The 25,327-nt window shown below is 60.9% G+C and carries 22 protein-coding genes; 10 read left to right on the top strand and 12 right to left on the bottom strand.

The genetic code is table 11. The annotated features are described in order from the left end of the window. Positions 1 to 80 precede the first annotated feature (80 nt). From BOP96_RS19870 to mfd, 3 genes are read right to left on the bottom strand one after another with little or no spacing between them, the layout of a single operon-like run. On the bottom strand, positions 81 to 2,771 hold the full coding sequence (locus BOP96_RS19870) for a DEAD/DEAH box helicase (RefSeq protein WP_073453807.1): 2,691 nt from the start codon (positions 2,769 to 2,771) through the stop codon (positions 81 to 83). Positions 2,772 to 2,780: 9 nt separating this feature from the next. Beyond that, positions 2,781 to 3,347: a CsiV family protein gene (locus tag BOP96_RS19865; RefSeq protein WP_014717515.1), complete on the bottom strand. Its 567-nt coding sequence runs from the start codon at positions 3,345 to 3,347 to the stop codon at positions 2,781 to 2,783. A 10-nt stretch (positions 3,348 to 3,357) separates the two neighbouring features. Then, a complete protein-coding gene (mfd, locus tag BOP96_RS19860; protein ID WP_003189666.1) occupies positions 3,358 to 6,807 on the bottom strand; it encodes a transcription-repair coupling factor in 3,450 nt (1,149 codons plus the stop codon). Between the two features lie 340 nt (positions 6,808 to 7,147). On the opposite strand from mfd, the gene BOP96_RS19855 reads away from it, so the two are divergent. Further along, the gene (locus BOP96_RS19855; RefSeq protein WP_032873405.1) at positions 7,148 to 8,611 is read left to right on the top strand and encodes a glyceraldehyde-3-phosphate dehydrogenase; all 1,464 of its coding nucleotides are present in this window, start codon (positions 7,148 to 7,150) and stop codon (positions 8,609 to 8,611) included. 171 nt (positions 8,612 to 8,782) lie between these two features. On the opposite strand, the gene BOP96_RS19850 is transcribed toward BOP96_RS19855, so the two are convergent. After that, positions 8,783 to 9,316, bottom strand: a complete 534-nt coding sequence (locus BOP96_RS19850; RefSeq protein WP_073453805.1) for a chalcone isomerase family protein — start codon at positions 9,314 to 9,316, stop codon at positions 8,783 to 8,785. A gap of 214 nt (positions 9,317 to 9,530) precedes the next feature. On the opposite strand from BOP96_RS19850, the gene sthA reads away from it, so the two are divergent. Beyond that, entirely contained in the window at positions 9,531 to 10,925 is a 1,395-nt protein-coding gene (sthA, locus tag BOP96_RS19845) for a Si-specific NAD(P)(+) transhydrogenase (RefSeq protein ID WP_003189670.1), read from the top strand. 42 nt (positions 10,926 to 10,967) lie between these two features. Here the strand turns inward: sthA and BOP96_RS19840 are convergent, their stop codons facing one another. Together BOP96_RS19840 and BOP96_RS19835 are read right to left on the bottom strand one after the other, a co-directional pair. After that, positions 10,968 to 11,690: a glycerophosphodiester phosphodiesterase gene (locus tag BOP96_RS19840; RefSeq protein WP_014717518.1), complete on the bottom strand. Its 723-nt coding sequence runs from the start codon at positions 11,688 to 11,690 to the stop codon at positions 10,968 to 10,970. A gap of 44 nt (positions 11,691 to 11,734) precedes the next feature. After that, a complete protein-coding gene (locus tag BOP96_RS19835) occupies positions 11,735 to 12,313 on the bottom strand; it encodes a PilZ domain-containing protein (RefSeq protein WP_014717519.1) in 579 nt (192 codons plus the stop codon). 94 nt (positions 12,314 to 12,407) lie between these two features. Here BOP96_RS19835 and BOP96_RS19830 point away from each other — a divergent pair, with 94 nt between their 5' ends. Genes BOP96_RS19830 through BOP96_RS19820 form a run of 3 tightly spaced genes read left to right on the top strand, consistent with a single transcriptional unit; the run spans position 12,408 to position 15,654 of the window. After that, a complete protein-coding gene (locus BOP96_RS19830; protein ID WP_014717520.1) occupies positions 12,408 to 13,658 on the top strand; it encodes a lipoprotein-releasing ABC transporter permease subunit in 1,251 nt (416 codons plus the stop codon). Positions 13,659 to 13,665: 7 nt separating this feature from the next. Further along, complete coding sequence (lolD, locus tag BOP96_RS19825; protein ID WP_019818240.1) at positions 13,666 to 14,349, top strand: lipoprotein-releasing ABC transporter ATP-binding protein LolD; 684 nt, start codon at positions 13,666 to 13,668, stop codon at positions 14,347 to 14,349. Positions 14,350 to 14,409: 60 nt separating this feature from the next. After that, positions 14,410 to 15,654, top strand: a complete 1,245-nt coding sequence (locus tag BOP96_RS19820; protein WP_014717521.1) for a lipoprotein-releasing ABC transporter permease subunit — start codon at positions 14,410 to 14,412, stop codon at positions 15,652 to 15,654. A gap of 128 nt (positions 15,655 to 15,782) precedes the next feature. Here the strand turns inward: BOP96_RS19820 and BOP96_RS19815 are convergent, their stop codons facing one another. After that, positions 15,783 to 17,132 (bottom strand): heavy metal sensor histidine kinase, encoded by a 1,350-nt coding sequence (locus BOP96_RS19815; RefSeq protein WP_019818239.1) that lies wholly within the window; start codon positions 17,130 to 17,132, stop codon positions 15,783 to 15,785. Further along, entirely contained in the window at positions 17,129 to 17,809 is a 681-nt protein-coding gene (locus BOP96_RS19810; protein ID WP_020302902.1) for a heavy metal response regulator transcription factor, read from the bottom strand. The genes BOP96_RS19815 and BOP96_RS19810 overlap by 4 nt, the downstream gene beginning before the upstream one ends. A gap of 156 nt (positions 17,810 to 17,965) precedes the next feature. On the opposite strand from BOP96_RS19810, the gene copI reads away from it, so the two are divergent. Both copI and queF read left to right on the top strand, forming a co-directional pair. Next, positions 17,966 to 18,487: a copper-resistant cuproprotein CopI gene (gene copI, locus BOP96_RS19805; protein WP_003189683.1), complete on the top strand. Its 522-nt coding sequence runs from the start codon at positions 17,966 to 17,968 to the stop codon at positions 18,485 to 18,487. 66 nt (positions 18,488 to 18,553) lie between these two features. After that, a complete protein-coding gene (gene queF / locus BOP96_RS19800; protein ID WP_073453803.1) occupies positions 18,554 to 19,384 on the top strand; it encodes an NADPH-dependent 7-cyano-7-deazaguanine reductase QueF in 831 nt (276 codons plus the stop codon). 135 nt (positions 19,385 to 19,519) lie between these two features. Here the strand turns inward: queF and BOP96_RS19795 are convergent, their stop codons facing one another. Both BOP96_RS19795 and BOP96_RS19790 read right to left on the bottom strand, forming a co-directional pair. Continuing rightward, entirely contained in the window at positions 19,520 to 19,786 is a 267-nt protein-coding gene (locus tag BOP96_RS19795; protein WP_014717525.1) for a DUF4404 family protein, read from the bottom strand. Between the two features lie 111 nt (positions 19,787 to 19,897). Further along, on the bottom strand, positions 19,898 to 20,506 hold the full coding sequence (locus tag BOP96_RS19790; RefSeq protein WP_003189687.1) for a hypothetical protein: 609 nt from the start codon (positions 20,504 to 20,506) through the stop codon (positions 19,898 to 19,900). A 195-nt stretch (positions 20,507 to 20,701) separates the two neighbouring features. Here BOP96_RS19790 and BOP96_RS19785 point away from each other — a divergent pair, with 195 nt between their 5' ends. Continuing rightward, positions 20,702 to 21,391, top strand: coding sequence for an MlaA family lipoprotein (locus tag BOP96_RS19785; RefSeq protein WP_003189688.1), 690 nt, complete (start codon positions 20,702 to 20,704; stop codon positions 21,389 to 21,391). Positions 21,392 to 21,528: 137 nt separating this feature from the next. Here the strand turns inward: BOP96_RS19785 and BOP96_RS19780 are convergent, their stop codons facing one another. After that, positions 21,529 to 21,825, bottom strand: a complete 297-nt coding sequence (locus BOP96_RS19780; protein ID WP_003189689.1) for a PilZ domain-containing protein — start codon at positions 21,823 to 21,825, stop codon at positions 21,529 to 21,531. Positions 21,826 to 22,101: 276 nt separating this feature from the next. Between BOP96_RS19780 and rssB the strand changes: the two genes are divergently transcribed. Further along, positions 22,102 to 23,283 (top strand): two-component system response regulator RssB, encoded by a 1,182-nt coding sequence (rssB, locus tag BOP96_RS19770; RefSeq protein WP_014717527.1) that lies wholly within the window; start codon positions 22,102 to 22,104, stop codon positions 23,281 to 23,283. Next, a complete protein-coding gene (gene rssC / locus BOP96_RS19765) occupies positions 23,283 to 23,765 on the top strand; it encodes an anti-sigma factor antagonist RssC (RefSeq protein WP_010212025.1) in 483 nt (160 codons plus the stop codon). The genes rssB and rssC overlap by 1 nt, the downstream gene beginning before the upstream one ends. A gap of 196 nt (positions 23,766 to 23,961) precedes the next feature. On the opposite strand, the gene tal is transcribed toward rssC, so the two are convergent. Continuing rightward, complete coding sequence (gene tal / locus BOP96_RS19760; protein ID WP_014717528.1) at positions 23,962 to 24,888, bottom strand: transaldolase; 927 nt, start codon at positions 24,886 to 24,888, stop codon at positions 23,962 to 23,964. Positions 24,889 to 25,327 lie beyond the last annotated feature (439 nt).

The following is a 25,327-nucleotide window of genomic DNA, read 5'->3' as shown; positions in this document are numbered from 1 at the left end:
AGGCAAGCCAGCTCCCACATTTTGATTTGTGAATACAGTCAGGTGTGGGAGCGGGCTTGCTCGCGAAGGCGGCCGAACAGTCAGCGCTTTTCTTGCTTATTGGGCAACGGCGCAAACAACGCTTCAATCTCCTCATTGCCCAACTGCCAATCCCCCGTGGTTCGCCCATCCAGCACGCCCGCAGCCAGATCGGACTTCTCCTTCTGCAAGTGCTGGATTTTCTCCTCCACCGTGCCCCGGGCAATCATCTTGTACACGAACACCGGCTTTTCCTGGCCGATGCGGTACGCACGGTCGGTGGCCTGGTTTTCCGTAGCCGGGTTCCACCAAGGGTCATAGTGGATAACCGTGTCGGCTTCGGTCAGGTTCAAGCCCACGCCGCCAGCCTTCAGGCTGATCAAAAAGATCTGCAGCTTGCCGCTCTGAAAATCCTTCACCGGTGTACGTCGATCCCGGGTCTGGCCGGTCAGCAGGGCGTAGGCAATGCCGCGCTTTTTCAGTTCGGCCTCGATCAGGCTCAGCATCGAGGTAAACTGTGAGAACAGCAGGATCCGGCGGCCTTCTGCAAACAGCTCGTCGAGCATGTCCATCAGGCTGTCGAGCTTGCCCGAGCTGCTACCACGGGCGGGCAGGGTGGCGTCGTTGACAAGGCGCAAGTCGCAGCACACCTGGCGCAGTTTGAGCAGGGCTTCGAGGATGATGATCTGGCTGCGAGCCACGCCCTTGCGGGTGATCTCGTCGCGGACCTTTTTATCCATGGCCAGGCGCATGGTTTCGTACACGTCGCGCTGGGCCTCGTTGAGGTCGACCCAGTGGATGATTTCGGTCTTGGGTGGCAGTTCGGTTGCCACTTGTTCCTTGGTGCGGCGGAGCAGGAAGGGTTTGATCCGACCGTTGAGGTGCTGCAATCGCACCTCGCTGGCACGTTTTTCAATCGGCACGCGGTAATCACGGTTGAAGCTCTTCACGTCGCCCAGCCAGCCCGGCAGCAGGAAGTGGAACAGCGACCACAGTTCGCCCAAGTGGTTTTCCAAAGGCGTGCCGCTCAGGCACAGGCGCTGGCGTGCATTCAGCTCGCGTGCGGCCTGGGCCGCCTTGCTGGACGGGTTCTTGATGTACTGCGCTTCATCCAGGATCAAGACGTGCAAGGGCAGGGCGGCGAGCTGTTCAATGTCCTTGGGCAGCAGGGCGTAGGTGGTCAGCAGCAGGTCGTAGTCATTCAGGTTGGCGAAATGTTTCTTACGCCCCGCGCCATAAAGTGCCTGCACTCTCAACTGCGGGGTGAAGTGCGCGGCTTCATCGAGCCAGTTCGGGATCAGGCTGGTAGGCATCACGACCATGCACGGCCGATCAAGGCGCCCTGCGTTTTTTTCGGTGAGGATGTGCGCCAGGGTCTGCAAGGTTTTGCCCAGGCCCATGTCATCCGCAAGTATCCCACCCACCTCCAGTTGGCGCAGCGACTGCATCCAGCTCAGACCTTCCAGCTGGTAGGGGCGCAAGGTCGCATTCAGGCCTTCGGGCGCCACGCAGGTGAAATCCTTGATATCGCGCAGGCGCTGGGCGAAGTTGCGGATCTTCTCGCCGCCTTCCCATTGCAGTGGCAGGTCTTCCAGCGGGTTGAGGCGTATGGCGTCGGCCTTGGCCAGGCGCAGCGCGGTGGTGCCGGCTTCCTGCAGGTAAAACTCGCCGAGGGTCGCCAGCACCGGCTTCAAGCGGCCGTAGGGCAGCGCCACTTGCAGCGGGCCGTGGCCGTTGGGCAGGCCGGGGATGTTCACCAGGATCAGCTCTTCATCGCGGCGCCGCGCCAGTTTCTCCGGGTTGAGGATCTCGGTGTGGGAGCGCATCAGGTTCAGCAGGATCGGCAGCAGGCTCAAACGTTCGCCGTTGACGATGATGCCCAGCTCCAGGTCGAACCAATCGCGTTCCGGCCCTTCATCGACCGTGGCATACCAGTCATCGACGGGGCTGAGATCAAAGCCGAAGTCTTCATCGATCTGCAGCTCCCAGCCCTCGGCACGCAAAGTGGGCGACACATTGAGGGTGAAGTTCAGCCAGGCACTGTCATTGACCATTTCGAAGAGCTCGCCGGCGCTTTCCGGCAGGGCCTTGCTCTGGCGCGTGGCGATCTTGAAGCCAAGCAGGCGCAGGTGTTCGCGATAGGCCTGTTCTTGCTCGGGATGGCGCTTGATCCGCAGGCTCTGCGTCTCTTGGCGCACAATGATGTCAGCATTTTTTTGCCCGCTGACATAGTTGCCCAGGTAGTTGAACGACAACGCCGCACGGTGCTGGATATAGCGCTGCATCTTGCCGTTGCGCGGTTCGAACGCGCTGAACTCCACGCTGGCCAGCCACAGGCGTGGCACCGGTTGCACATCGTCCATCACCACTTGCGGCAGGACCACGCGGTTTTCGAGCACCGCCTGGAGCTTCTCCAGCAGCTGCGCATCCTGAGCCGCTGCCGGGTAGGCCAGGGTTTCCTGGACCTTGAGCAGCACCGCCGCGATGTGTTTGCAGTTGGTGTGCACCGGGCACGTGCAGCGGCTGTCCACCAAGATCAGCAGGCCCTTGGCTGATTCGCGCAGTGAGATGGTTTGGCGGTAAACATTACCGCCCGAGCCTTCGCAACTGGCGGTGATGGTGCTGTCGCCGCACTCGACGATGCGCACGCGGTTCTCCAGGGCGTAGCGTCGCCCGCGCTCGAGGCTTTGCTCTTTGAAGCGATTGGCCCACGAAGGGGCCAGGGGTTTGGTCAACGACGACGTCAGGGGCATGGCGCGCAATCAGTCCTGAAGGTCGGGCGGTGGCGCGCTGGGTGGCTTGGCGGTCAGCGAGGTGATCTTGATCAGCAGCGCCAGGTGGCCGCCGTCCAGGTAGTTGAGCTGGTTGTTCTTGGTGCGCACGTCTTTCTGGCTCAAGTGTTCGCTGGCGATCACGCTGCCGTTGCCGTCGAACTGGTTGATCCAGAAATCCGCGTCGATATCGGTAAAGCGCCCCAGTTGCAGGCTCAACACCCCTTCGATAGGGAACTGGCCGAATTGCTCCTGGCCGTCGGTGATCGCCACCTTCACCGCTTGCTCGCCCAGGTTCTGCTCCCAGGCCTTGTGGGCGAGCACCGTGTAGTTGGCGTCGGCGCGCAGCTTGTCGACGATATTGCCCAGGCGCGGCGGGCTCATCCGCTCACCCAGGCGCGGCGCGCCCGCATCCCAGTTTTCCGGGGCGGCGCGGCTGTTGATCACTGGTTCTGCATTCTGGCGCACCAGGATCATTTCCACCTGATACAGGCTGTCGGCAAAGGCCGAAGGTGCGAGTACCACCAACAACAGGCTCAAAATGCGGAACACGCGCATGGGGGCGTCCTTAAACGGATTTCGGAATGAGGCGTTCAAACAGCGCCTCCAAAGTGTTGAAGCGTTCTTCGGCGCGTTCCATCGGCACCATGAACTTGAACAGCGTAGCCCCTTCGAACTTGTAGCGGTTGGGCTGGCCCTGGATCAGCTTGATCAGCACCAACGGGTCAACCGGCGTCTGCGCTTCGAATTCGATACGCCCGCCTTGCGGCCCGGCGTCGACTTTCTTGATGCCCAACTGCTCGGCCTGCAACTTGAGCAGGGTCAGGCGCACCAGGTTCTTGGTCGGTTCAGGCAGCAGGCCGAAACGGTCGATCATCTCTACCTGCAAGTCCTTGAGGCCTTCTTCGTCGGCCGCCGAGGCAATGCGCTTGTACAGGATCAACCGTGCATGCACATCCGGCAGGTAGTCTTCGGGAATCAACGCCGGCAAGCGCAGGTTGATCTCCGGGCCGCCGCCCAAGGGTTGGTCGAGGTTCGGTTGTTCGCCTTTGCGGATGGCTTTTACCGCGCGTTCGAGCATCTCCATATACAGCGTGAAACCCACCGCCTGGATCTGCCCGCTCTGGCCGTCGCCGAGCAATTCACCGGCACCCCGGATTTCCAGGTCATTGGTGGCCAATACAAAGCCGGCCCCGAGGTCCTGGGTATTGGCGATCGCTTCCAGGCGTTTTTCCGCATCGGAAGTGATCTGCTGGCGCGGCGGTGTCAGCAGGTAGGCATAGGCCTGGTGGTGACTGCGCCCGACGCGACCGCGCAATTGGTGCAGCTGCGCCAGGCCGAACTTGTCGGCACGCTCGATGATGATGGTGTTGGCGCTCGGCACGTCGATGCCGGTCTCGATGATGGTCGAGGCGATCAGCACGTTGAAGCGCTTGTGGTAGAAGTCGCTCATCACCTGTTCGAGTTCGCGCTCGCGCATCTGCCCGTGGCCGATGGCGATACGGGCCTCAGGTACCAGTTCGGCGAGGTCGGCGGCGCATTTCTCGATGGTTTTCACATCGTTGTGCAGGTAATACACCTGGCCGCCGCGCAGCAGTTCGCGCAGCAGGGCTTCCTTGACCGTGCTCTTGTTCTGCTCCATCACAAAGGTGCGCACCGACAAACGACGCGCCGGTGGCGTGGCGATGATCGACAGGTCGCGCATGCCCGACACCGCCATGTTCAGCGTGCGCGGAATTGGCGTGGCGGTGAGGGTGAGGATGTCGACTTCACTGCGCAGGGCCTTGAGCTGTTCTTTCTGGCGCACGCCAAAGCGGTGTTCTTCGTCGATGATCACCAGGCCCAGGTTCTTGATCTTCACATCGTCCGACAGCAGCTTGTGAGTACCGATGACGATGTCGATCTTGCCCTCGGCCAGGTCGGCAACGGCGGCGTTCACTTCCTTGGCGGACTTGAAGCGGCTCATCACCTCCACGGTCACGGGCCAGTCGGCAAAGCGGTCGCGGAAACTGTTGTAGTGCTGCTGGGCGAGCAGGGTGGTCGGCACCAGGATCGCCACCTGGCGACCGCCGTGTACCGCAATAAAGGCTGCACGCATGGCCACTTCGGTCTTGCCGAAGCCCACGTCGCCGCACACCAGGCGGTCCATCGGCTTGGGCGCGAGCATGTCGGCGCGCACCGCTTCGATGGTGGTTTGCTGGTCCGGGGTTTCTTCGAACGCGAAGCCAGCGCTGAAGGTGGCGTAATCGGCTTTGGGGTCAGCGAAGGCATAACCTTCGCGGGCAGCACGGCGGGCATAGATGTCGAGCAGTTCGGCGGCCACGTCGCGCACCTGTTCGGCGGCCTTGCGCTTGGCTTTCTGCCAGGTCTCGGAGCCCAATCGATGCAACGGCGCCAAGGCGTCGTCGCTGCCGGTGTAGCGGGCGATCAGGTGCAGGTTGGCCACCGGCACGTAGAGCTTGGCGCCCTCGGCGTATTCCAGGGTGAGGAATTCGGCGGCCTGGTTGTCGATCTCCAGGGTCTGCAGGCCCAGGTAGCGGCCCACGCCATGGTCGATATGCACCACCGGCGCGCCTTCGCGCAGCTCGGTGAGGTTCTTGATCACCGCGTCGTTGTTGGCATCGGCGCGTTTTTCCCGGCGACGGCGTTGCATCACGCGCTGGCCGAACAGCGGGCTTTCGGCGATCAAGGCCAGCGCCGGGTCATCCAACCGCAGCCCTTCGTCCAGCGGCGCGATGGTGATCGCCAGGCGCTCTTTGCTGGCGACAAAGTCAGGCCAGCTGTCGACGGTTTTCGGCCGCAACTTCAGGCGTTCCAACAGCTCTAGCAGCACTTCGCGACGCCCGGCGGATTCGGCGGTAAACAGCACGCGGCCCGGGAAGTCGCCGAGGAAGTTCGACAGCGCCTCCAGCGGTTGCGTGGCTTTGGCCTGGATCGCCAAATCGGGCAACGCGCTCGCCGGGAAACGCTCCCGGCCACTGCCGGCGTCCACGTCCTGCTGGCTGGCTACTACACGCGGCCAGTTTTTCAGGCGCGCGAAGCAGTCTTCAACTGGCAGGAACAGTTCAGCGGGCGGCAATAAAGGCCGGGATGGATCGACGCGACGTTCTTCGTAGCGGTTGCGCACATCGTTCCAGAAGTTTTCCGCCGCCTGTTCGATACCCGGCAGCGAGAACACCTGGGTGTCCTGGGGCAGGTAGTCGAAGAGGGTAGAGGTCTCGTCGAAGAACAACGGCAGGTAGTACTCGATACCGGCAGGTGTAATCCCGCTGCTCAAGTCCTGGAAGATCGGGCAGCGACGGAAATCCACATCGAAGCGCTCACGAAAGCGCGCCTTGAAGCGTGTTACCGCGTCTTTTTGCAGCGGAAACTCCCGCGCCGGCAGCAGCTTGATCGAGTCGACCTTGTCGATAGAACGCTGGTTCTCCGGGTCGAAGGTGCGCAGCGTCTCGATTTCGTCATCGAACAGGTCGATGCGGTACGGCAGCTTGCTGCCCATCGGGAACAGGTCGATCAAGGCGCCGCGCACCGCAAACTCACCGTGCTCGTACACCGTGTCGACGCAGCGGTAGCCGCTGGCTTCCAGGCGCGTGCGCATCTGCTCGACGTCGAGCTTCTGGCCCACGTCCAGCACCAGGCTGCTGCCGAGCAGGAACTTGGTCGGCGCCAGGCGGTGCAGGGCGGTGGTGATCGGCACCACCAGCACGCCGTGGGCCAGTTCCGGCAAGCGGTACAGGCTGGCGATGCGCTGGGAGATGATGTCCTGGTGCGGCGAGAACAGGTCGTAGGGCAGGGTTTCCCAGTCGGGAAAATGCAGCACCGGCAAATCCGGGGCGAAGAAGCTCAGCTCCTGCTCCAACCGTTCGGCACTTTGGCTGTCGGCGGTGAGCAGCAGGGTAAAGCGCTTGGCTGCGCTGGCAGCCTCGGCAATGGCCAGGCTCAGGGCGGCACCGGGCAGGTTGCCCCAGTGCTGTTTACCTGCCGCGGCAGGGAGTAGCGGTAGACGCAGAACGGGCACGGAAGGTTGAGCTCCAAGCGTTGCGACAAAGTCGGTAATTGTAACGGCCCCAGGTGCCGCCTGTCAGTTGCTGACTGTGCCTATTACGGTTTGCAGGAAATGTAGTGGCTAAGACAAACAATGGCGGGTTTTGACTCAATATGTAGTGCCAAAATGCGCGAATGTTTAGGAGGGTTACGGACAAGTCGGCCTGGTCGCCAAACTAGTGGCCTTCTGGAACCCGCGTGTTTCCTGGGCTGTAGCGCGGTGGTATTTTTTTGCAAGGGCTTTTTGTTGCCCTTCGCGCATTGCTCAACGCTCAGTCGGGCGACATAATGTAGCCCCTTTTTTCTGCCCCTACATGTGGAAGGTTCCCGTGACTCAGAAGCCCGACCAGTGTCTTGGTGAATGGATCGACCGTGAAGCACTCGCTGAAGCGATGATTCCGCTTATCGGTCAGCTGTACCGCAATAACAATGTGGTGAGCTCGATCTATGGCCGCAGCCTGATCAACCAGTCTGTCATCGCGATTCTCAAAGCTCACCGCTTTGCGCGCCATCGCTCCGCCGACGACAGCGAACTCTCCGTCCACGAAACATTCCCGCTGCTCAAAGCCATGAGCGAGCTCAAGCTCGGCGCGGCTTCGGTAGACCTGGGCAAGTTGGCCTACAAATTCCGCAAAGAAGGCGCTGGCCGCACCGCCGAGCAGTTCGTGCGTGAAGAAATGGCCGATGTGGTTGGCCAGCAAAACGCTGCCGCCCGTAAAGGCACCGACGTGGTGCTGTACGGCTTTGGCCGTATCGGCCGCCTGCTGGCGCGCATCCTGATCGAGAAAACCGGTGGCGGCGACGGCCTGCGCCTGCGTGCCATCGTGGTGCGCAAAGGCGCCGAGAACGACCTGACCAAGCGCGCCAGCCTGCTGCGTCGCGACTCGGTACACGGCTCGTTCAACGGCACCATCACCATTGACGAAGAAAACAACACCATCACCGCCAACGGTAACCTGATCCAGGTGATCTACGCGAAGAACCCTACCGAGGTGGATTACACCCAGTACGGCATCCAGAACGCCCTGCTGGTGGACAACACCGGCGTATGGCGTGATGCCGAGGGCCTGGGCCAGCACCTGGCTTGCCCGGGTGTTGACCGCGTTGTGCTGACCGCGCCTGGCAAAGGCAAGCTCAAGAACATCGTGCACGGCATCAACCACGCTGAAATCACCGCTGACGACAAGATCGTGTCCGCCGCGTCCTGCACCACCAACGCCATCGTGCCGGTGCTCAAGGCGGTGAATGACAAGTTCGGCATCGTTAACGGCCACGTTGAAACCGTTCACTCGTACACCAACGACCAGAACCTGATCGACAACTTCCACAAGGGCGATCGCCGTGGCCGTAGCGCCGCGTTGAACATGGTAATCACCGAGACCGGTGCTGCCACCGCTGCTGCCAAGGCCCTGCCTGAACTGGCCGGCAAGCTGACCGGTAACGCCATCCGTGTACCGACGCCGAACGTGTCGATGGCCATTCTCAACCTCAACCTTGAGAAAGCCGCCACCCGTGAAGAGATGAACGAGTACCTGCGCTACATGGCGCTGCACTCCGACCTGCACAAGCAGATCGACTTCGTCAATTCCCAGGAAGTGGTCTCCACCGACTTCGTGGGCTCGCGCCACGCCGGTGTGGTGGACGCCGAAGCGACCATCACCCAGGACAACCGTGTTGTGCTGTACGTGTGGTACGACAACGAGTTCGGCTACAGCTGCCAGGTGGTTCGCGTGATGGAAGACATGGCTGGGGTCAACCCGCCTGCGTTTCCGCGCTAAGCCTCTGCGCTGAATGAAAAAGCCCCGACTGGTTCGGGGCTTTTTTATGCCTGTGGGTTTTGTGGTGTCTGGGAGGGCCTTATCGCAGGCAAGCCAGCTCCCACAGTTGAACTGCATTTACCTGTGGGAGCTGGCTTGCCTGCGATCACGATGGAACCGTCAACGCCGCCATCACTTGAGTAGCGTGTTGCTTAAACTGTCCGACAGCCCTTTGGGCGCCAGCCAGATACCCAGGTAGGCCTTCGCTAACTCAGCATCTGGGCTGCTGAACACCACCTGCCCATTAATTTCCAGATTCAACCCGCGCCCCGGACGAAAATCCAGGGCATAGCCATCACCGCTGCGAATATCCCGAAAGCGCGCGTGCAGCTTGGCTATCTCTGGGTTCAACCCGGCATTGGCTTGCTGGCGCTCCAAGGTGACGGTGGCCGCCTTGATCACATCATCGCGATCAATGTCGCGAAAGTAATACAGCGCCAGGCGCACAGCCTTCTGCTGGTCCCAAGCCTGCTTTGCCGGCAGGTCAGCGGGTGCATACAGCGCCGCGGCATACACATCCGCCCAGAGATAGTTGAACACCGCCTGGTTTTTCAGGGCCAGCCCCGCAACCTTTGCGGGGAAGCTTGCCTGCTTGAGCCGCTGTGCATCGTTGGCGTGCGCCATGAGCGACACCATCAGCATCAAACAGAAAAATAGTTGTCGCATAATGGCTCATCCTGAATTCGACGCTGGTTTGCGTCCTGTAGTATGGCAACACTGGCCTACGACGCGACCAAGGGTTAATGTTCGCGGCGCTCGGCCTTCTATAGACTGTGCCCCGGTTCACACACTTGAGCCAAATTGTCCTTCATGCACGCTGGCCGCGGCATGATTTAGCCCGGCGTCCAACCGTACGCCTGGCCTGTTCTGAGGAGTACGCATGGCTGTCTACAACTACGACGTGGTGGTACTGGGTTCCGGCCCAGCTGGAGAAGGTGCGGCGATGAACGCTGCCAAAGCAGGGCGCAAGGTGGCGATGGTCGATAGCCGTCGCCAGGTCGGCGGTAACTGCACCCACCTGGGTACCATCCCGTCCAAGGCATTGCGTCACTCGGTACGGCAGATCATGCAGTTCAATACCAATCCGATGTTTCGGGCCATTGGTGAGCCGCGCTGGTTCTCCTTCCCGGACGTACTGAAAAGCGCTGAAAAAGTCATCTCCAAGCAAGTCGCCTCGCGTACCGGCTACTACGCCCGTAACCGCGTCGACCTGTTCTTCGGCACCGGCAGTTTTGCCGATGAGCAAACCGTCGAAGTGGTCTGCGCCAATGGCGTGGTCGAGAAACTGGTGGCCAAGCACATCATCATCGCCACCGGTTCGCGCCCGTATCGCCCGGCGGACATCGATTTCCACCACCCGCGTATCTACGATAGCGACACCATCCTGAGCCTGGGCCATACCCCGCGCAAACTGATCATCTACGGCGCCGGCGTGATCGGCTGTGAATACGCCTCGATCTTCAGTGGCCTGGGTGTACTGGTCGAGCTGGTGGACAACCGCGACCAGTTGCTCAGCTTCCTCGACTCGGAAATCTCCCAGGCGTTGAGCTACCACTTCAGCAACAACAACATCACCGTGCGCCATAACGAAGAGTACGAGCGGGTCGAAGGCCTGGACAACGGGGTGATCCTGCACCTCAAGTCCGGCAAGAAGATCAAGGCCGACGCCTTGCTGTGGTGCAACGGCCGTACCGGCAACACCGACAAGCTGGGCATGGAAAACATCGGGGTCAAGGTCAACAGCCGTGGCCAGATCGAAGTGGATGAGAACTACCGCACCTGCGTGCCGAACATCTACGGCGCCGGTGACGTGATCGGCTGGCCAAGCCTGGCCAGTGCCGCCCATGACCAGGGCCGCTCGGCCGCTGGCAGCATTGTCGACAACGGCAGCTGGCGCTACGTGAACGACGTGCCGACCGGGATCTACACGATTCCCGAGATCAGCTCGATCGGCAAGAATGAGCACGAACTGACCAAGGCCAAGGTGCCTTACGAAGTGGGCAAGGCGTTCTTCAAGAGCATGGCGCGTGCGCAGATTGCCGGTGAGCCGCAAGGCATGCTGAAAATCCTGTTCCACCGCGAAACCCTGGAAGTACTCGGCGTGCATTGCTTCGGCTACCAGGCCTCGGAGATCGTGCACATCGGCCAGGCGATCATGAACCAGCCAGGTGAGCAAAATACCCTCAAGTATTTCGTCAACACCACCTTCAACTACCCGACCATGGCCGAAGCCTATCGGGTAGCGGCCTACGACGGCCTCAACCGGCTTTTTTGAGCGGCTCCGGCCGGTGGCCTGAGCCGGCCGGGGAGACCGATTTCAGTAATTCTCGAGGGTGGCAGTGGCCAAACCGGGAAAGTCTGTAATCAGGCTATCTACGCCGAAGTCGGCGAGCCTGCGCATCAGCGCAGGTTCGTTGACTGTCCACACGGACACATGCAAGCCCTGGCGCTGGGCTTTTTCCAGCCGCTCGGGGGTGCACAGCGTCCAGTTCAATGCCAAATACTCACAGCCGTAGTTCTGCGCGACCTTCAGCGGGTCGAGCCAGGCGTATTCAGCGACCAGGCCGCGTGACAGGTCCGGGGTGAGTTCTACCGCGGCTTTCAACACCTCCCGCGAGCTTGAGGTCACTGTGACCTTGTCCATCAGGCCGAAGCGCACGGCCATTTCACGGATGGCCAGCACAGTGGTGGCGGCACGGGTACGCGAGGCGCTTTTGACTTCCAGTTGCCAGTGATCGAAGTCGCACTGTTCGAACAGCTCCTCCAGACGTGGAATCGGGCAGGGGCTTACCCAGCCTGGGCCGCCTTTGCGTGCGTCCATCTTCACCAGGTCAGCCGCCGAGTACTCGACGACCTTGCCGCGCCGGTCGGTGGTGCGCTTGAGGGTCGGGTCGTGGATGACCATCAACTCGCCGTCCATGGACAGGTGCAAGTCCAGCTCGCAGCGGCGTACGCCGTGCTTGAGGCATTCCTGAAAGCTGGTCAGGGTGTTTTCCGGTGCTTCGCCTTTGGCACCGCGGTGGCCGTAAATCAGGGTCACAGTTGCTCCTTTGCGCCAGGATGGCTGGCGTCGTGAATACGCATTCAGAGGTCTTCGCTTTGTTCTCGCGCCAGACGGCGTTCCTGGGCCTGTTTCTGCAGGATATAGCGCGCCAGCAGTTGGCGTTGGGCATCGGTCATGGACTCGAACTCCGTACCCACGTCAAAGCCGTCGCCCTTGGGGTCGCAATGGGTCACCCGCGCGCGCAGCAACAGGCCGAGCGCCTGGGGCATCAGCACCAGCTTGACCGCCAGGTGAGTGTCGGCGGGCAGCGGTGTCGGGTGCTGGAAGTCGATGCCGCCTTCGGAGAGGATCACCGGTTGCGGCGCGCCCACCTCCTTCAGCAAACCGCGAGCCATGACCTGGCTGAGCAGATCCAGGCGTTTGTTCTGCACTTTGAGGAAGGCCGCCAGGCTGCGGTCTTTCTCGCTGATCTGGCGCAGCAGGTGCTGGGCTTCGAATTCGCTCAAGTGCAGCTCGCTGAGCAGATTGAACAGCGGTGAATCATCCAGCAACACTTCCTTGCTCGCCGCGTCGGGGCCAGACAGGGGTTTGATTTGAAGTGCGATCATGTCATCGATACGGTAGTATTCGCGGCGCTCTTCTTCATCTAATGTCGACATGGCGAACCCCAGGTAACGGTAATGGTCTGAGTGTAAAGCTGCTGACCAGACCCCGCCACCGGGACGTCTTCTTTTCCTCCGAACAAGCCCCGACATGTTCAGACCTCTCTTCGTATTTATCGGCACGCGTTATACCCGTGCAAAGCGTCGCAATCATTTTGTGTCGTTCATTTCCTTGACCTCGATGATCGGTCTCGCCCTGGGCGTGGTCGTGATGATCGTGGTGCTGTCGGTGATGAACGGCTTCGATCATGAGATGCGCACCCGCGTGCTGGGCATGGTGCCCCACGCGACCATCGAGGGCGATGCGCCCATCAACGACTGGCAAAGCCTGGCCGCCAAGGTCCAGCAGAACCCCAAGGTGGTGGCGGTCGCGCCGTTTACCCAGATGCAGGGGTTGCTGACCAACGACGGCAAAGTGCAGAAGATCCTGCTCAACGGCATCGACCCGGCCCAGGAGCGCAACGTCTCGATCATCGACAAGTTCATGCTGCAAGGTAAGCTCGACGCGCTGGCGCCGGGCAGCTTTGGCATCGTCATCGGTGACAAGGCCGCGGCCAAGCTGGGCGTGGGGGTTGGCGACAAGCTGACCTTCGTCGCCCCGGAAGTCACCGTGACCCCGGCCGGCATGTTCCCGCGCATGAAGCGCTTTACCGTGGTGGGCACCTTCCACGTCGGTGCTGGCGAGATCGACGGTTACATCGGCCTGACCAACCTCACCGACCTGGCCCGCCTGCATCGCTGGCAGCCTGACCAGGTGCAGGGCCTGCGCCTGAAATTCAACGACCTGTTCGATGCGCCGCGCGGTGCCTGGGAAATTGCCCAGCACCTGGGGGAGACCGAGTACTACGCCCGCGACTGGACCCGCACCCACGGCAACCTGTACCAGGCCATCCGCATGGAAAAAGCCATGATCGGCCTGTTGTTGTTGCTGATCGTCGCCGTGGCGGCTTTCAACATCATCTCCACGCTGGTGATGGTGGTGAACGACAAGAAGGGCGACATCGCCATTCTGCGTACGTTGGGCGCCACGCCGGGGCAGATCATGGCGATCTTCATGGTGCAGGGCACCGTCATCGGCGTAGTCGGCACCTTGATCGGCACGGCGGTGGGCATTCTGGCCGCGCTGAACGTCAGCGCCGCCATTGCCCTGCTTGAAAAAGTGATCGGCCACAAGTTTCTCAACGCCGACGTCTACTTCATCGATTACTTGCCGTCCCAGGTGCAAACCCAGGACGTGCTGATGGTGGGCGGCGCTGCGTTGGTCCTGAGCTTCCTTGCCACCCTGTATCCAGCCTGGCGCGCGGCACGTACCCAGCCAGCACAGGCATTACGTTATGAGTGAATCGGGCATGAGTGAAAAAGCAATCCTGAGCTGCCGCAACCTGGGCAAATCCTACGAGGAAGGCCCGGAGTCGGTGGTGGTGCTGTCCAACCTGCAGCTTGAACTGCACCCTGGCGAGCGCGTGGCGATCGTCGGCAGTTCCGGTTCCGGCAAGAGTACCTTGCTCAACCTGTTGGGCGGCCTCGATACGCCGTCCCAGGGCAGCGTATGGCTGGCTGGCGAAGAACTGTCGGCGTTGAATGAAAAGGCCCGCGGCCAACTGCGTAACCGCTCGTTGGGCTTTGTGTACCAGTTCCACCACTTGCTGCCGGAATTCACCGCCCTGGAAAACGTGTGCATGCCGCTGTTGATCGGCAAGACCGCGATTCCTGAAGCGCGTCAGCGTGCCACGGCCTTGCTCGAACGCGTCGGCCTGGGCCACCGCCTGGAGCACAAGCCAGCGGAGTTGTCCGGTGGTGAGCGCCAGCGCGTGGCGATTGCCCGTGCCCTGGTGAACAACCCGGGCCTGGTGATGCTCGACGAGCCGACCGGCAACCTCGACTCCCACACCGCCCAGGGCATCAAGGACTTGATGCTGGAACTGAGCACCCAGATGCGCACCGCGTTCCTGGTGGTGACCCATGACATGAGCATGGCCCGGCAGATGGACCGCGTACTGCATTTGCAGGAAGGTCATCTGGTCGCTATCTGACCTGTTGCAAGCCCGGTTTTTTGAGGTCGGGCTTTTTCATTTTTCCAACGGTGCCCGCGAATGTTCAGACCGTTATCGATTTTTATCGGCACGCGCTATACCCGCGCCAAGCGCCGCAACCGTTTTGTCTCGTTTATCTCGATGACCTCGATGATCGGCCTCGCCCTGGGCGTATTGGCGATGATCGTAGTGCTTTCGGTAATGAACGGCTTTCAGCGTGAAATGAGCTCGCGCATCCTCGGCATGGTGCCCCACGCCACCATCGTCGGCGTAAAGCCGATTGATGATTGGCAGCCGGTGGCCGCCGCCGCGATGAAGAATCCGCAAGTCACCGCCGCTGTGCCCTTCACCCAGATGGATGGCATGTTTTCCTATAAGGGCGCGATGCAGCCGATCGAGATCAGTGGCGTCGACCCGGCCCAGGAAGGCAAGGTGTCGATCGTGGCCCAGCACATCGTGCGCGGCAAACTCGACGACCTCAAACCCGGCGAGTTCGGTGTGGTGGTCGGTGATATCACTGCGCGGCGTTTTCGCCTGAACGTGGGCGACAAGCTGACCCTGATCGTGCCGGAGCTCAGCAGCGCCCCGGGCGGTATCACCCCGCGGATGCAGCGCCTGAATGTGGTGGGCATCTTCAAGGTCGGCGCCGAACTGGATGGCTCCATGGCCCTGATCCACATGGCCGACGCCGCTGAAATCCAGCATTGGCAGCCCAACCAGGTACAAAGCGTGCGCCTGGCGGTAAAGGACTTGTACGCAGCGCCCAAAGTCTCGGCAGATATCGCCGCCAGCCTGGGCGCGGCTTACAAGCCGGATGACTGGACCCACACCCAGGGCAGCCTGTTCAGCGCGATGAAAATGGAAAAGACCATGATCGGCCTGCTGTTGCTGATGATCGTCGCCGTGGCCGCGTTCAACATCATCGCCACCTTGATCATGGTGGTGAACGACAAAGGCGCGGATATCGCCATCCTGCGTACCATCGGCGCCACACCTCGGCAGATTATGGCGATCTTCATGGTGCAGGGCACCGTGATTGGCGTGGTCGGCACCTTGATCGGCGGCGTGCTGGGGGTGATTGCGGCGCTGAACGTGAGTGAGCTGGTGGGCTGGCTGGAGCGGGTGAGCGGGCAGCATATCTTCAGCTCGGATGTGTACTTTGTCAGTAACCTGCCTTCGGAGCTGCAAGGTGGGGATGTGTTGCTGATCTGCTCGGCGGGGTTTGTGTTGAGCTTCTTGGCGACGATTTACCCGGCGTATCGGGCGGCGAAGATTGAGCCGGCGCACGCCCTCAGGTATTCGTAACCTGCTCGTTCCCACGCTCTGCGTGGGAATGCCTCACCGGACGCTCCGCGTCCGCTGTTAGGACGCAGAGCGTCCCGGAATGCGTTCCCACGCGGAGCGTGGGAACGATCAGCAAAGCGTGGGAACGATCAGCAGTCGCCCTTGGGCAACTCAATCACAAACCTGGTCCAGCCCGCCTGCGACTCACAATAAATCCTCCCGCCATGCGCCCGCACAATCGACTGGGTAATCGCCAACCCCAGGCCCGCATGTTCACTGCTACCTGCACGCCTCGACGGATCGGCTCGGTAGAACCGGTCAAACAGCCGCGGCAATAACGGCGCAGGAATACCTTCCCCGCTGTTCTCAACCGTCAGTGTCACGCCACTCTCGATCCGCACCCGCACTTCGCCGCCCGGTGGGGTAAACCGCAGCGCGTTATCCAGCAGATTCGACAAGGCCCGGCGCAACATACCGCGATCGCCCATCGTCTGGGCGGTGCCTTCGCGCACCAGCGTCACCTGTGCGTCCTCCGCCAGCAGGGTAAAGAACTCCAACAGTGCGTCGACCTCATCGCCCAAATCCAGAGCTTCTCGGCTGGGCATCAGCAAGCCGTGGTCAGCTTTGGCCAGGTACAGCATGTCGTTGACCAGTTGCGCCATCCATTGCAGCTCTTCCAGATTGCTGTGCAGCGCCTCGCGGTAATCCTCCAGCGGGCGCGGTTGGGTGAGGATGACTTGGGTCTGGGTCAGCAGGTTGGACAGCGGTGTGCGCAGTTCGTGGGCGATATCTGCGCTGAAGGCAGACAGGCGCTGGAACGCGTCATCCAGGCGCGCCAGCATGGCGTTGACGGCTTGGGCCAGCTCCGCGAGCTCCACCGGCATTTGTTCTTGGGGTAAGCGTTGCGTGAGGGAGTGGGCGGAGACACTGGCGGCCACTTCGCCCATGCGCCGCAGCGGTCGCAAGCCACTGCGCGCAGCCCAGGCGCCGAGCAGGGCAGTGGCCAGGGCCGAGAGGCCGACGGTCAGCCAGATCAAGCGTTGCATGCGTTGCAGAAAGTGCTGGTGGTGGGTGATGTCGAGGATCAGGGTCAGTTGTGGCGAATCCAGTTGGCTGGGCGTCAAGGGCGCGATGAATACGCGGTAGTCGGTGCCTGCGTATTGCAGGCTGTGCAGGCCGGGTGCTTGGGGCAAGGGAAGGTGTGGCGCGCCGTCCAGCCAACGTTGCCCAGCTCCGGTGATGCGCAAGGCGAGGTCGGGCTGGTGGTCGAGTTCGGCGCGCAGTTGAGGGGTTCGCCGGGCGAGGTCTTCCGGTGAGGCGACACCCTGCAAGGTGCTGCGCAGGGCCACCAGTTTGCTTTCGAGCTGTTGCTGGTCCAGCTCCATGAAATGCGCCTCGCTGGCCCGGTTGAACAACACCCCGGCGATCAACGAGACCACCGCCGTGCAGGCGGCAAACAGCAGCGCGAGGCGGCTGGTCAGGGACAGGCGCTTGATCACGTGAACCGTTCCTCCAACACGTAACCCATGCCGCGCACGGTGTGGATCAGCTTATTGGGGAAATTGTCGTCGACTTTCAGGCGCAGGCGGCGAATGGCGACTTCGATGATGTTGGTGTCGCTGTCGAAATTCATGTCCCACACCTGGGAGGCGATCAGCGTCTTGGGCAGCACTTCGCCCTGGCGGCGTAGCAGCAGCTCCAGCAAGGCGAACTCCTTGGCGGTGAGGTCGATGCGCTGGCCGCTGCGCTCGACGCGCCGGCGGATCAAGTCCAGGCTCAGGTCGGCCAGTTGCAGCGTGGTCTCCTGCGGCGTGCTGCTGCCACGGCGCAACAAGGTGCGCACCCGCGCCAGCAGTTCGGAAAACGCGAAGGGTTTGACCAGGTAATCGTCGGCGCCCAGCTCCAGGCCATGTACTCGGTCTTCTACGGCATCGCGAGCGGTGAGGAATAGCACCGGGATGTCCAGGCCGGCACTGCGCACCGCCTGCAGGATTTGCCAGCCATCGCGGCCGGGCAGCATCACATCGAGGATCAACAAGTCATAGTCGCCCGTTAGCGCCAAGTGCTGGCCACTGGTGCCGTCGGCCACCAGTTCGGTGGTAAAGCCCGCTTCGGCCAGGCCCTGACGCAGGTAATGACCGGTTTTGGGTTGGTCTTCGACGATCAGCAGTTTCATGTAGGGCTCTTGGTCAAGGTGGACGCCGGCCTTTATACCCTGGGCTCCGGGGTATGGGCGCAAGCTGACAAAGTTGTAATCTAGCAGTCAGCTGGCTGGCAGCGAGGCCATCTTAAAGTGTTGCCCACGCTGGATACCTATTTTGGAGAGTGAAAGATGGCGTTGCGTACACCCCAGTTATTGGCGGGCTGCCTGTTGGCGTTGAGTTTCAATGCACTGGCGGATGCGACTCACACCTACGCGTTCGGCCAGCCGGCCCCGGCGGATAAAGCCACGCGCACCGTTGAAGTCACGCTGCGGGACATTGCCTTTGAGCCCAAGTCCCTGGACGTCAAGGCCGGTGAAACCGTGCGCTTCGTGCTGGTCAACAAAGGCCAGTTGCTGCATGAGTTCAACCTGGGTGACGCGGCCATGCATGCCGCCCACCAGAAAGAGATGTTGCAGATGCAAGCCAGTGGCATGCTCACCGCCACCGGCATGGGCAAGATGGATCACAGCGCCATGGGCCACGGCGACATGGGCGGCATGAAGCACGACGATCCCAACAGTGTGTTGGTGGAGCCGGGCAAGACGGCCGAACTGACCTGGACGTTCAAGCAGGCCACAGGCCTTGAGTTCGCCTGCAACCTGCCTGGGCATTACCAGGCGGGCATGGTCGGCAAACTGACCGTTGAGTGAGGCGTTTGTTAAGGGCGGGAGCAAAGGCTGGTAGACTGGCGCGGTTTATTTAGCCAGGTTTCCGCCATGCATCCCGCAGCCGAACATTCGCCGCTGGGCAAGTCCAGTGAATACATCAGCACTTACACGCCTTCGTTGTTGTTCCCGATTCCACGCGCCGCCAAGTGGGCCGAGCTGGGCCTGAGCGCCGAGACCCTGCCGTACAAGGGCGTGGATTTCTGGAACTGCTTCGAACTGTCCTGGCTGTTGCCCTCGGGCAAGCCGGTGGTAGCCATCGGTGAATTCAGCATTCCGGCCGACTCGCCAAACATCATCGAGTCCAAGTCGTTCAAGCTGTACCTCAACTCGCTGAACCAGACCGCGTTTGCCGATACGCAAAGCCTTGAAGCCACCCTGCGCACCGACCTCAGCGCTGCGGCCGGCAAGCCCGTGAACGTGCGCATTCGCAGCCTGGCCGACATCGAGGCCGAAGGCGTGATGGCGTTGCCGGGCGTGTGCATTGACGGCCTGGATATCAACGTCAGCAGCTACGAACACCCGCGCCCGGAACTGCTGCTTTGCGATGATTCGCGCGTGGTGGAGGAGAGCGTGCACAGCCACCTGCTCAAATCCAACTGCCCGGTGACCAGCCAGCCTGACTGGGGCAGTGTGGTGGTGGAATACCGTGGTGCGGCGCTGGATCACGCCAGCCTGCTGGAATATATCGTCAGCTTTCGCCAGCACTCGGACTTTCATGAGCAGTGTGTGGAGCGGATCTTCCTGGACTTGCAGCGCTTGCTCAAGCCGGAGAAGTTGACGGTGTATGCACGCTATGTGCGCCGGGGTGGGTTGGATATCAACCCGTATCGCAGCACTGAGAACACCCAGTTCCTGAACGTGCGCCTGGCGCGTCAGTAAGCCTTCATACAAAAAACTGTGGGAGCTGGCTTGCCTGCGATTGCGATCTTTCAGTCATTCATCAAGTGACTGATACACCGCTATCGCAGGCAAGCCAGCTACCACATTTGGTTTTGTGTTTGGCTTGGGCTCGGGTTAGATGCCGATATTGCCAAGGGTTAGCACGATATTGCGCAACGTCCCGGCAATGCCTGGATGGTCCAGTTCAAAACCTTCCACTGCCCGGTTCACATCGTCAGCGATGCTGGGCGTCTGGGTGGCCGGTTCCATTTCCAACTGGACTTCGAATTTGGCGATCAACTCTTCCAATGCTTGACGTTTCTCGGCGGGCAACTCGGGATGGTTCTCCAGTTGCTCACGCACAATATCGGCCTGCTGTTGTAACTTCTCGCGATCAGGCATGACGTTCTTTCCTTTTATCGATAGGCACTGGCATAGACCGCGGCACGCCGTGAAAGGTCTACGGGCTGAACTGTAGATTAATCCACTGCGGCCAACTGTGCATGATCTCGATCAGGGCTTCTCGCCCTTGAGCTGGCGCAGGCGGATGTCGGCCAGGCAGGTGCCGAGTTCGCCGAGGTGGTCGATCACCGAATGCACACCCAGGCCATAGAGCGCCACCGTGGCCTTGCCGCGCTTGTGTTCGCGTTGCTGCTCGGTCAGCGCCTGCCATTGCTGGGGCGACAGGCCGCAGAGCGAACCGCAGGAGGCCAGGCCGATGGTCCACAAACCGGCATTCAGGCCCGATTGCAGCAGGCGCGGCTCGCCGCTGACCAGTACGCAGCCTTCCAGGCGTTCGATGTTCAACTCCATCAGGGCTTGCCAGCAAGCGTGGGGCGCGGGCCAGCGAATGGAGGAGGGCGAGGCCGCCTTGAGCCAGCCAGGCAGGCCGGCGCAGAGTGGCGTGGTCACGGCGGGAGGCAGTTCGTCCAGCCAGGCGCAGGGCACGCCTTGTTCTTTGAGACTGCGCAGGATTTTCAACGCGCCTGGCGTGGCCTCGGCGTCGGCGCAAGGTGAGTCGGTGCGCGCCAGGGAACCAAAATCCACCAGGCAGCCACTCAGGCCAAATAACACGGCGGTCAATGAGGGGGCGGCGGCGACGGCAATCTCGGCGTGTGGCATCTGAACGTCCCTGAAATAGCTGCCACGCTATCGGGGCGGCATGACAAGGGGATGACACTGTCGATATTTGTAGGAATTTTGTGCATTTTCCCTAAGACGATTCTAGGTAGCTGCCTAAATCGGCACTTCCGTCATATACTGACAGCCTTATTCAGGGCATAGCGCCCATGACAGACCATTCAAGGAGCAAAAGCTATGCGCTGGAGCCAGTACTTCGCTCAGCTATCGGTGTGTGCCACCATCCTGTTGGCGCCTTTCGCTGCCCAAGCGGCCTCGGAAGATGACCCGTGGGAAAGCGTCAACCGCCCCATCTTCACCTTCAACGACACCGTTGACACCTATGCCCTCAAGCCAATCGCCCAGGGCTATCAGTTCGTCACCCCACAATTTGTGCAGGACGGCGTTCACAACTTCTTCCGCAACATCGGTGATGTCGGCAACCTGGCCAACAACGTGCTGCAACTCAAGCCGCACAATGCAGGCGTCGACACCGCCCGCTTGTTGGTCAACACCACATTTGGCGTTCTGGGCTTTATTGACGTCGGCACCAAAATGGGGCTGCAGCGCAGCGATGAAGACTTCGGCCAGACCCTCGGCTACTGGGGCGTGGGCAGCGGCCCGTACGTGATGATCCCGTTGCTGGGCCCAAGCACCTTGCGTGATGCGCCGTCCAAATACGTCGACAGCTACACCCAACCGTACCGCTACATGAACGACATCGGCTGGCGTAACAGCACCTTCGGCCTCAACGTCGTCGACGTGCGCGCCAGCCTGCTCGACAGCGAAAAGCTGATCAGCGGCGACAAGTACACCTTCATTCGTAACGCTTACCTGCAGAACCGCGAGTTCAAGGTCAAGGACGGCAAGGTCGTTGACGACTTTTAAGCTGTGACGTTTTGAAATGAAAAAGGCGACCTTTATAGGGTCGCCTTTTTTGTGCGCGCTGATCATTCCCCACGCTCCGCGTGGGAACGCATCCCGTGACGCTCCGCGTCACCTTTGCGCAGGGGCGGGATGTTGCGTTAGCGCATTTTCAGAATCTTGAGGCCCAGATGCTGGTCATCGCCTACCGCCTTGGTCCACACCACCTCGGTATCCGCTTCAAGACCCCTGAGCGCGGCGTGCTCTGAGTCGATGCGCACGGTCAGCAGGTCACCCACCGTGAACTGGCGAGGTGCCTGCACCTGCATGCCGGAACTGGAGAGGTCCACGCAGGTACCGGCAATCTCCTGCCCGGCATGGATCAAAGACACATCGGCATCTATTCGCATGCGGATGAAATCGCGTTTTTCGGCGTAGTCGCGCTCGTGTTCGCTCACAGCATCCATCCTTACTTTGCGTTGTGGTTGTGAGGGTTCTTATAACTCCCGGTGATTTGCGGTGTAAAGACGCCCGGCGACCATCGGCATGAGCTTGAAACCCCTCACGGATGGGAGTACCGTCTGCGCCTTAGAAGGGCACCTCTGCTTTACCGTTGTGCATGGGCCAAATCCCAATGCTTTGTAGGACAGAGAGGCTAGAAAGCGAATCCAGTACGTGAGCCCGGCCATTGCCGAGCCGCCTACGCCAACCTAATTCTGGCGCCGTTTGCCCACATGCAAAAAACCAGTGCCACGCTGCTGATAATCGATGACGACGAAGTAGTGCGCGCGAGCCTCGCGGCCTACTTGGAAGACAGTGGCTTCAGCGTCCTGCAGGCCAGTAATGGCCAACAGGGTCTCCAGGTATTCGAGCGCGACAAGCCCGACCTTGTGATCTGCGACCTGCGCATGCCCCAGATGGGCGGCCTGGAGCTGATTCGCCAGGTGACCGACCTTGCCCCGCAAACGCCGGTGATTGTCGTGTCCGGTGCCGGTGTCATGAACGACGCCGTCGAAGCCCTGCGCCTGGGCGCTGCCGATTACCTGATCAAGCCCCTGGAAGACCTGGCCGTGCTGGAGCACTCGGTGCGCCGCGCCCTGGACCGTGCACGCCTGCTTTTGGAAAACCAGCGCTACCGCGAAAAGCTCGAGACCGCCAACCGCGAGCTCGAAGCCAGCCTGAACCTGCTGCAGGAAGACCAGAACGCCGGTCGCCAGGTGCAGATGAACATGCTGCCGGTGAGCCCCTGGACGATTGACGAATTCAAGTTTGCCCACCAGATCATCCCGTCGTTGTACCTGTCGGGTGATTTTGTCGACTATTTCCGCGTCGATGAGCGCCGCGTTGCTTTCTACCTGGCCGACGTTTCCGGCCACGGCGCGTCTTCGGCTTTTGTCACCGTGTTGTTGAAGTTCATGACCACACGGCTGTTGTTCGAGTCCAAGCGCAATGGCACCTTGCCGGAGTTCACCCCCTCCGAGGTGCTGGGCCACATCAACCGGGGCCTGATCAGCTGCAAGCTGGGCAAGCACGTGACGATGGTCGGCGGCGTGATCGACGAAGAAACTGGTCTTTTGACCTACAGCATTGGCGGTCACCTGCCGATGCCTGTTTTGTACACTCCTGACAGTGTGCGCTACCTGGAAGGGCGTGGCCTGCCCGTAGGCTTGTTTAACGAAGCCACCTACGAAGACCACATCCTGGAACTGCCGCCGACTTTCAGCCTGACGCTGATGTCCGACGGCATCCTGGACCTTTTGCCAGAGCCTACACTCAAAGAGAAAGAAGCCGCCTTGCCCCAAAAGGTCAAGTCGGCGGGCGGCAGCCTGGATGGCCTGCGGCAGGTTTTTGGATTGGCCACGCTAGGGGAGATGCCGGATGATATCGCCCTATTGGTGTTGAGCAGGAATCTTTGATGAGTACCGGAAGAATCCAATTCGCCGAGCAAGACGGGACCTTCGTCCTGAAATTTGTCGGTGAAGTGCGCCTGACCTTGTGTTCGGCCCTGGATGCGACGATCGAGCGGATCTTCACCGCGCTGAACTTCTCGGCGATCGTGATCGACCTGACCGAAACGCGCAGCATCGATAGCACCACCCTGGGCCTGTTGGCCAAGTTGTCCATTCTGTCGCGGCAGAAGGTCGGCCTGTTGCCGACCGTGGTCACCACCCATGAAGACATCACTCGTCTGTTGCAGTCCATGGGCTTTGACCAGGTGTTCAACATCGTTGATCGCCCCATCCCGTGCCCGGAATGCCTCACCGACCTGCCGTCCCAGGACCAGTCCGAAGAGATCGTACGGGTCAAGGTGCTGGAAGCGCATAAGATCTTGATGGGCCTCAACGAGTCCAACCGCGAAGCCTTCCACGACCTCGTCAACGCACTCGAGCGGCACTAACAGCTTCCCTGCTCAAACACACACAGTCCAATGTGGGAGCTGGCTTGCCTGCGATTGCGCAGGGTCAGTCGATGAAGTGTTGACTGGCCCACCGCTATCGCAGGCAAGCCAGCTCCCACATAGGGCGGCGGTGACACCGACGCACAAAAAAGGGCGGCACCCTCACAGGTACCGCCCTTTTTGCCGCTATCTGCCTTTACAGCTTGGCCGACAACAACGCCTCCAGCTTCTCCTGGTCCCGCGCAAACTGGCGAATGCCCTCTGCCAGCTTCTCAGTCGCCATCGCGTCCTCGTTGGACTCCCAACGGAACTGCGCTTCAGTCATATGCACACGGGCCTCACCGGCATGGCCTGGCGCCAACTTGCGCTCCAGCTTGCCTTCATCCGCCGCCAGCTTCTCCAGCAGGTCCGGGCTGATGGTCAGGCGATCACACCCGGCAAGCTCTTCGATCTGGCTGAGGTTACGGAAGCTCGCACCCATCACCACGGTCTTGTAGCCGTTAGCCTTGTAGTAGTTGTAGATGCGCGTCACCGACTGCACGCCCGGGTCTTCGGAGCCGGTGTAGTCGTTGCCGTTGGCCTTCTTGTACCAATCGTAGATACGGCCCACGAACGGCGAAATCAAAAACACACCCGCTTCAGCACAAGCCACGGCCTGGGCAAACGAGAACAGCAGAGTCAGGTTGGTCTGGATGCCTTCTTTTTCCAGCTTCTCCGCGGCGCGGATGCCTTCCCAGGTGGAGGCGATCTTGATCAGCACGCGGTCACGGCCAACCCCAGCCTTGTCGTACAGGTCGATCAGACGGTGCGCACGCTTGAGAATCGCGGCCTCGTCGAACGACAGACGCGCATCCACCTCAGTGGAAATACGGCCCGGCACGACTTTGAGAATCTCTTGACCCACCGCCACCGCAAAGCGGTCACTGGCCAGGCCCACATCGCCGTTGCAGTCCTGCACACACTCATCCAGCAGCTTGGCATAGCCAGGAATCGACGCAGCCTTGAGCAGCAGGGAAGGGTTGGTGGTCGCGTCTTGCGGCTTGAGCTTGGCGAGCGTAGAGAAATCGCCGGTATCGGCTACGACGGTGGTGAATTGCTTGAGTTGTTCCAGCTTGGAAGTCATGGGCGTGCTCTGTCCTGTGGGTCTGATGACATTACCCGAGCGCTGGCAGGCGCTCAAGGGCGCAAATGCGTTAGGTCGTTTGCGAGGGCAATAACCTGAAAACAGCCGTTTGAATTACCGGCCGTGGTGCTAACTAGGAGGCCAGAATCGCCGACAGGTTCCCCCCAACTGCTCGATGCCCTCCGATCAAACTGTGGGAGCCAACTTGCCTGCATGACGCCAGCCCAGCCACTGAGATTCATCTGACCCCCATCTATCAAACTGTGGGAGCTGGCCTGCCTGCGATGACGCCAGCCCAGCCACTGAGATTCATCTGACCCCCATCAGTCAAACTGTGGGAGCTGGTTTGCCTGCGATGACGCCAGCCCAGCCACTGAGATTCATCTGACCCCTATCAGTCAAACTGTGGGGAGCTGGCTTGCCTGCATGACGCCAGTCC

The sequence above is a fragment of the Pseudomonas sp. FSL W5-0203 genome, from assembly GCF_001896155.1.
GTDB lineage: Bacteria > Pseudomonadota > Gammaproteobacteria > Pseudomonadales > Pseudomonadaceae > Aquipseudomonas > Aquipseudomonas paracarnis.
The sequence above is the reverse complement of the archived record's forward strand: the minus strand, read 5'-3'. Positions and strand labels throughout refer to the sequence as shown.

Excerpts from the sequence above, each read along its gene's own strand:
- BOP96_RS19820 (WP_014717521.1), top strand. The coding sequence starts at position 14,410 with ATGTTCAGACCGTTATCGATTTTTATCGGCACGCGCTATACCCGCGCC.
- BOP96_RS19830 (WP_014717520.1), top strand. The coding sequence starts at position 12,408 with ATGTTCAGACCTCTCTTCGTATTTATCGGCACGCGTTATACCCGTGCA.
- queF (WP_073453803.1), top strand. The coding sequence starts at position 18,554 with ATGCATCCCGCAGCCGAACATTCGCCGCTGGGCAAGTCCAGTGAATAC.
- BOP96_RS19810 (WP_020302902.1), bottom strand. The coding sequence starts at position 17,809 with ATGAAACTGCTGATCGTCGAAGACCAACCCAAAACCGGTCATTACCTG.
- BOP96_RS19785 (WP_003189688.1), top strand. The coding sequence starts at position 20,702 with ATGCGCTGGAGCCAGTACTTCGCTCAGCTATCGGTGTGTGCCACCATC.
- BOP96_RS19855 (WP_032873405.1), top strand. The coding sequence starts at position 7,148 with ATGTGGAAGGTTCCCGTGACTCAGAAGCCCGACCAGTGTCTTGGTGAA.
- BOP96_RS19790 (WP_003189687.1), bottom strand. The coding sequence starts at position 20,506 with ATGCCACACGCCGAGATTGCCGTCGCCGCCGCCCCCTCATTGACCGCC.
- BOP96_RS19795 (WP_014717525.1), bottom strand. The coding sequence starts at position 19,786 with ATGCCTGATCGCGAGAAGTTACAACAGCAGGCCGATATTGTGCGTGAG.
- copI (WP_003189683.1), top strand. The coding sequence starts at position 17,966 with ATGGCGTTGCGTACACCCCAGTTATTGGCGGGCTGCCTGTTGGCGTTG.
- rssB (WP_014717527.1), top strand. The coding sequence starts at position 22,102 with ATGCAAAAAACCAGTGCCACGCTGCTGATAATCGATGACGACGAAGTA.
- tal (WP_014717528.1), bottom strand. The coding sequence starts at position 24,888 with ATGACTTCCAAGCTGGAACAACTCAAGCAATTCACCACCGTCGTAGCC.
- lolD (WP_019818240.1), top strand. The coding sequence starts at position 13,666 with ATGAGTGAAAAAGCAATCCTGAGCTGCCGCAACCTGGGCAAATCCTAC.
- sthA (WP_003189670.1), top strand. The coding sequence starts at position 9,531 with ATGGCTGTCTACAACTACGACGTGGTGGTACTGGGTTCCGGCCCAGCT.
- rssC (WP_010212025.1), top strand. The coding sequence starts at position 23,283 with ATGAGTACCGGAAGAATCCAATTCGCCGAGCAAGACGGGACCTTCGTC.
- BOP96_RS19835 (WP_014717519.1), bottom strand. The coding sequence starts at position 12,313 with ATGTCGACATTAGATGAAGAAGAGCGCCGCGAATACTACCGTATCGAT.
- BOP96_RS19865 (WP_014717515.1), bottom strand. The coding sequence starts at position 3,347 with ATGCGCGTGTTCCGCATTTTGAGCCTGTTGTTGGTGGTACTCGCACCT.
- BOP96_RS19850 (WP_073453805.1), bottom strand. The coding sequence starts at position 9,316 with ATGCGACAACTATTTTTCTGTTTGATGCTGATGGTGTCGCTCATGGCG.
- BOP96_RS19870 (WP_073453807.1), bottom strand. The coding sequence starts at position 2,771 with ATGCCCCTGACGTCGTCGTTGACCAAACCCCTGGCCCCTTCGTGGGCC.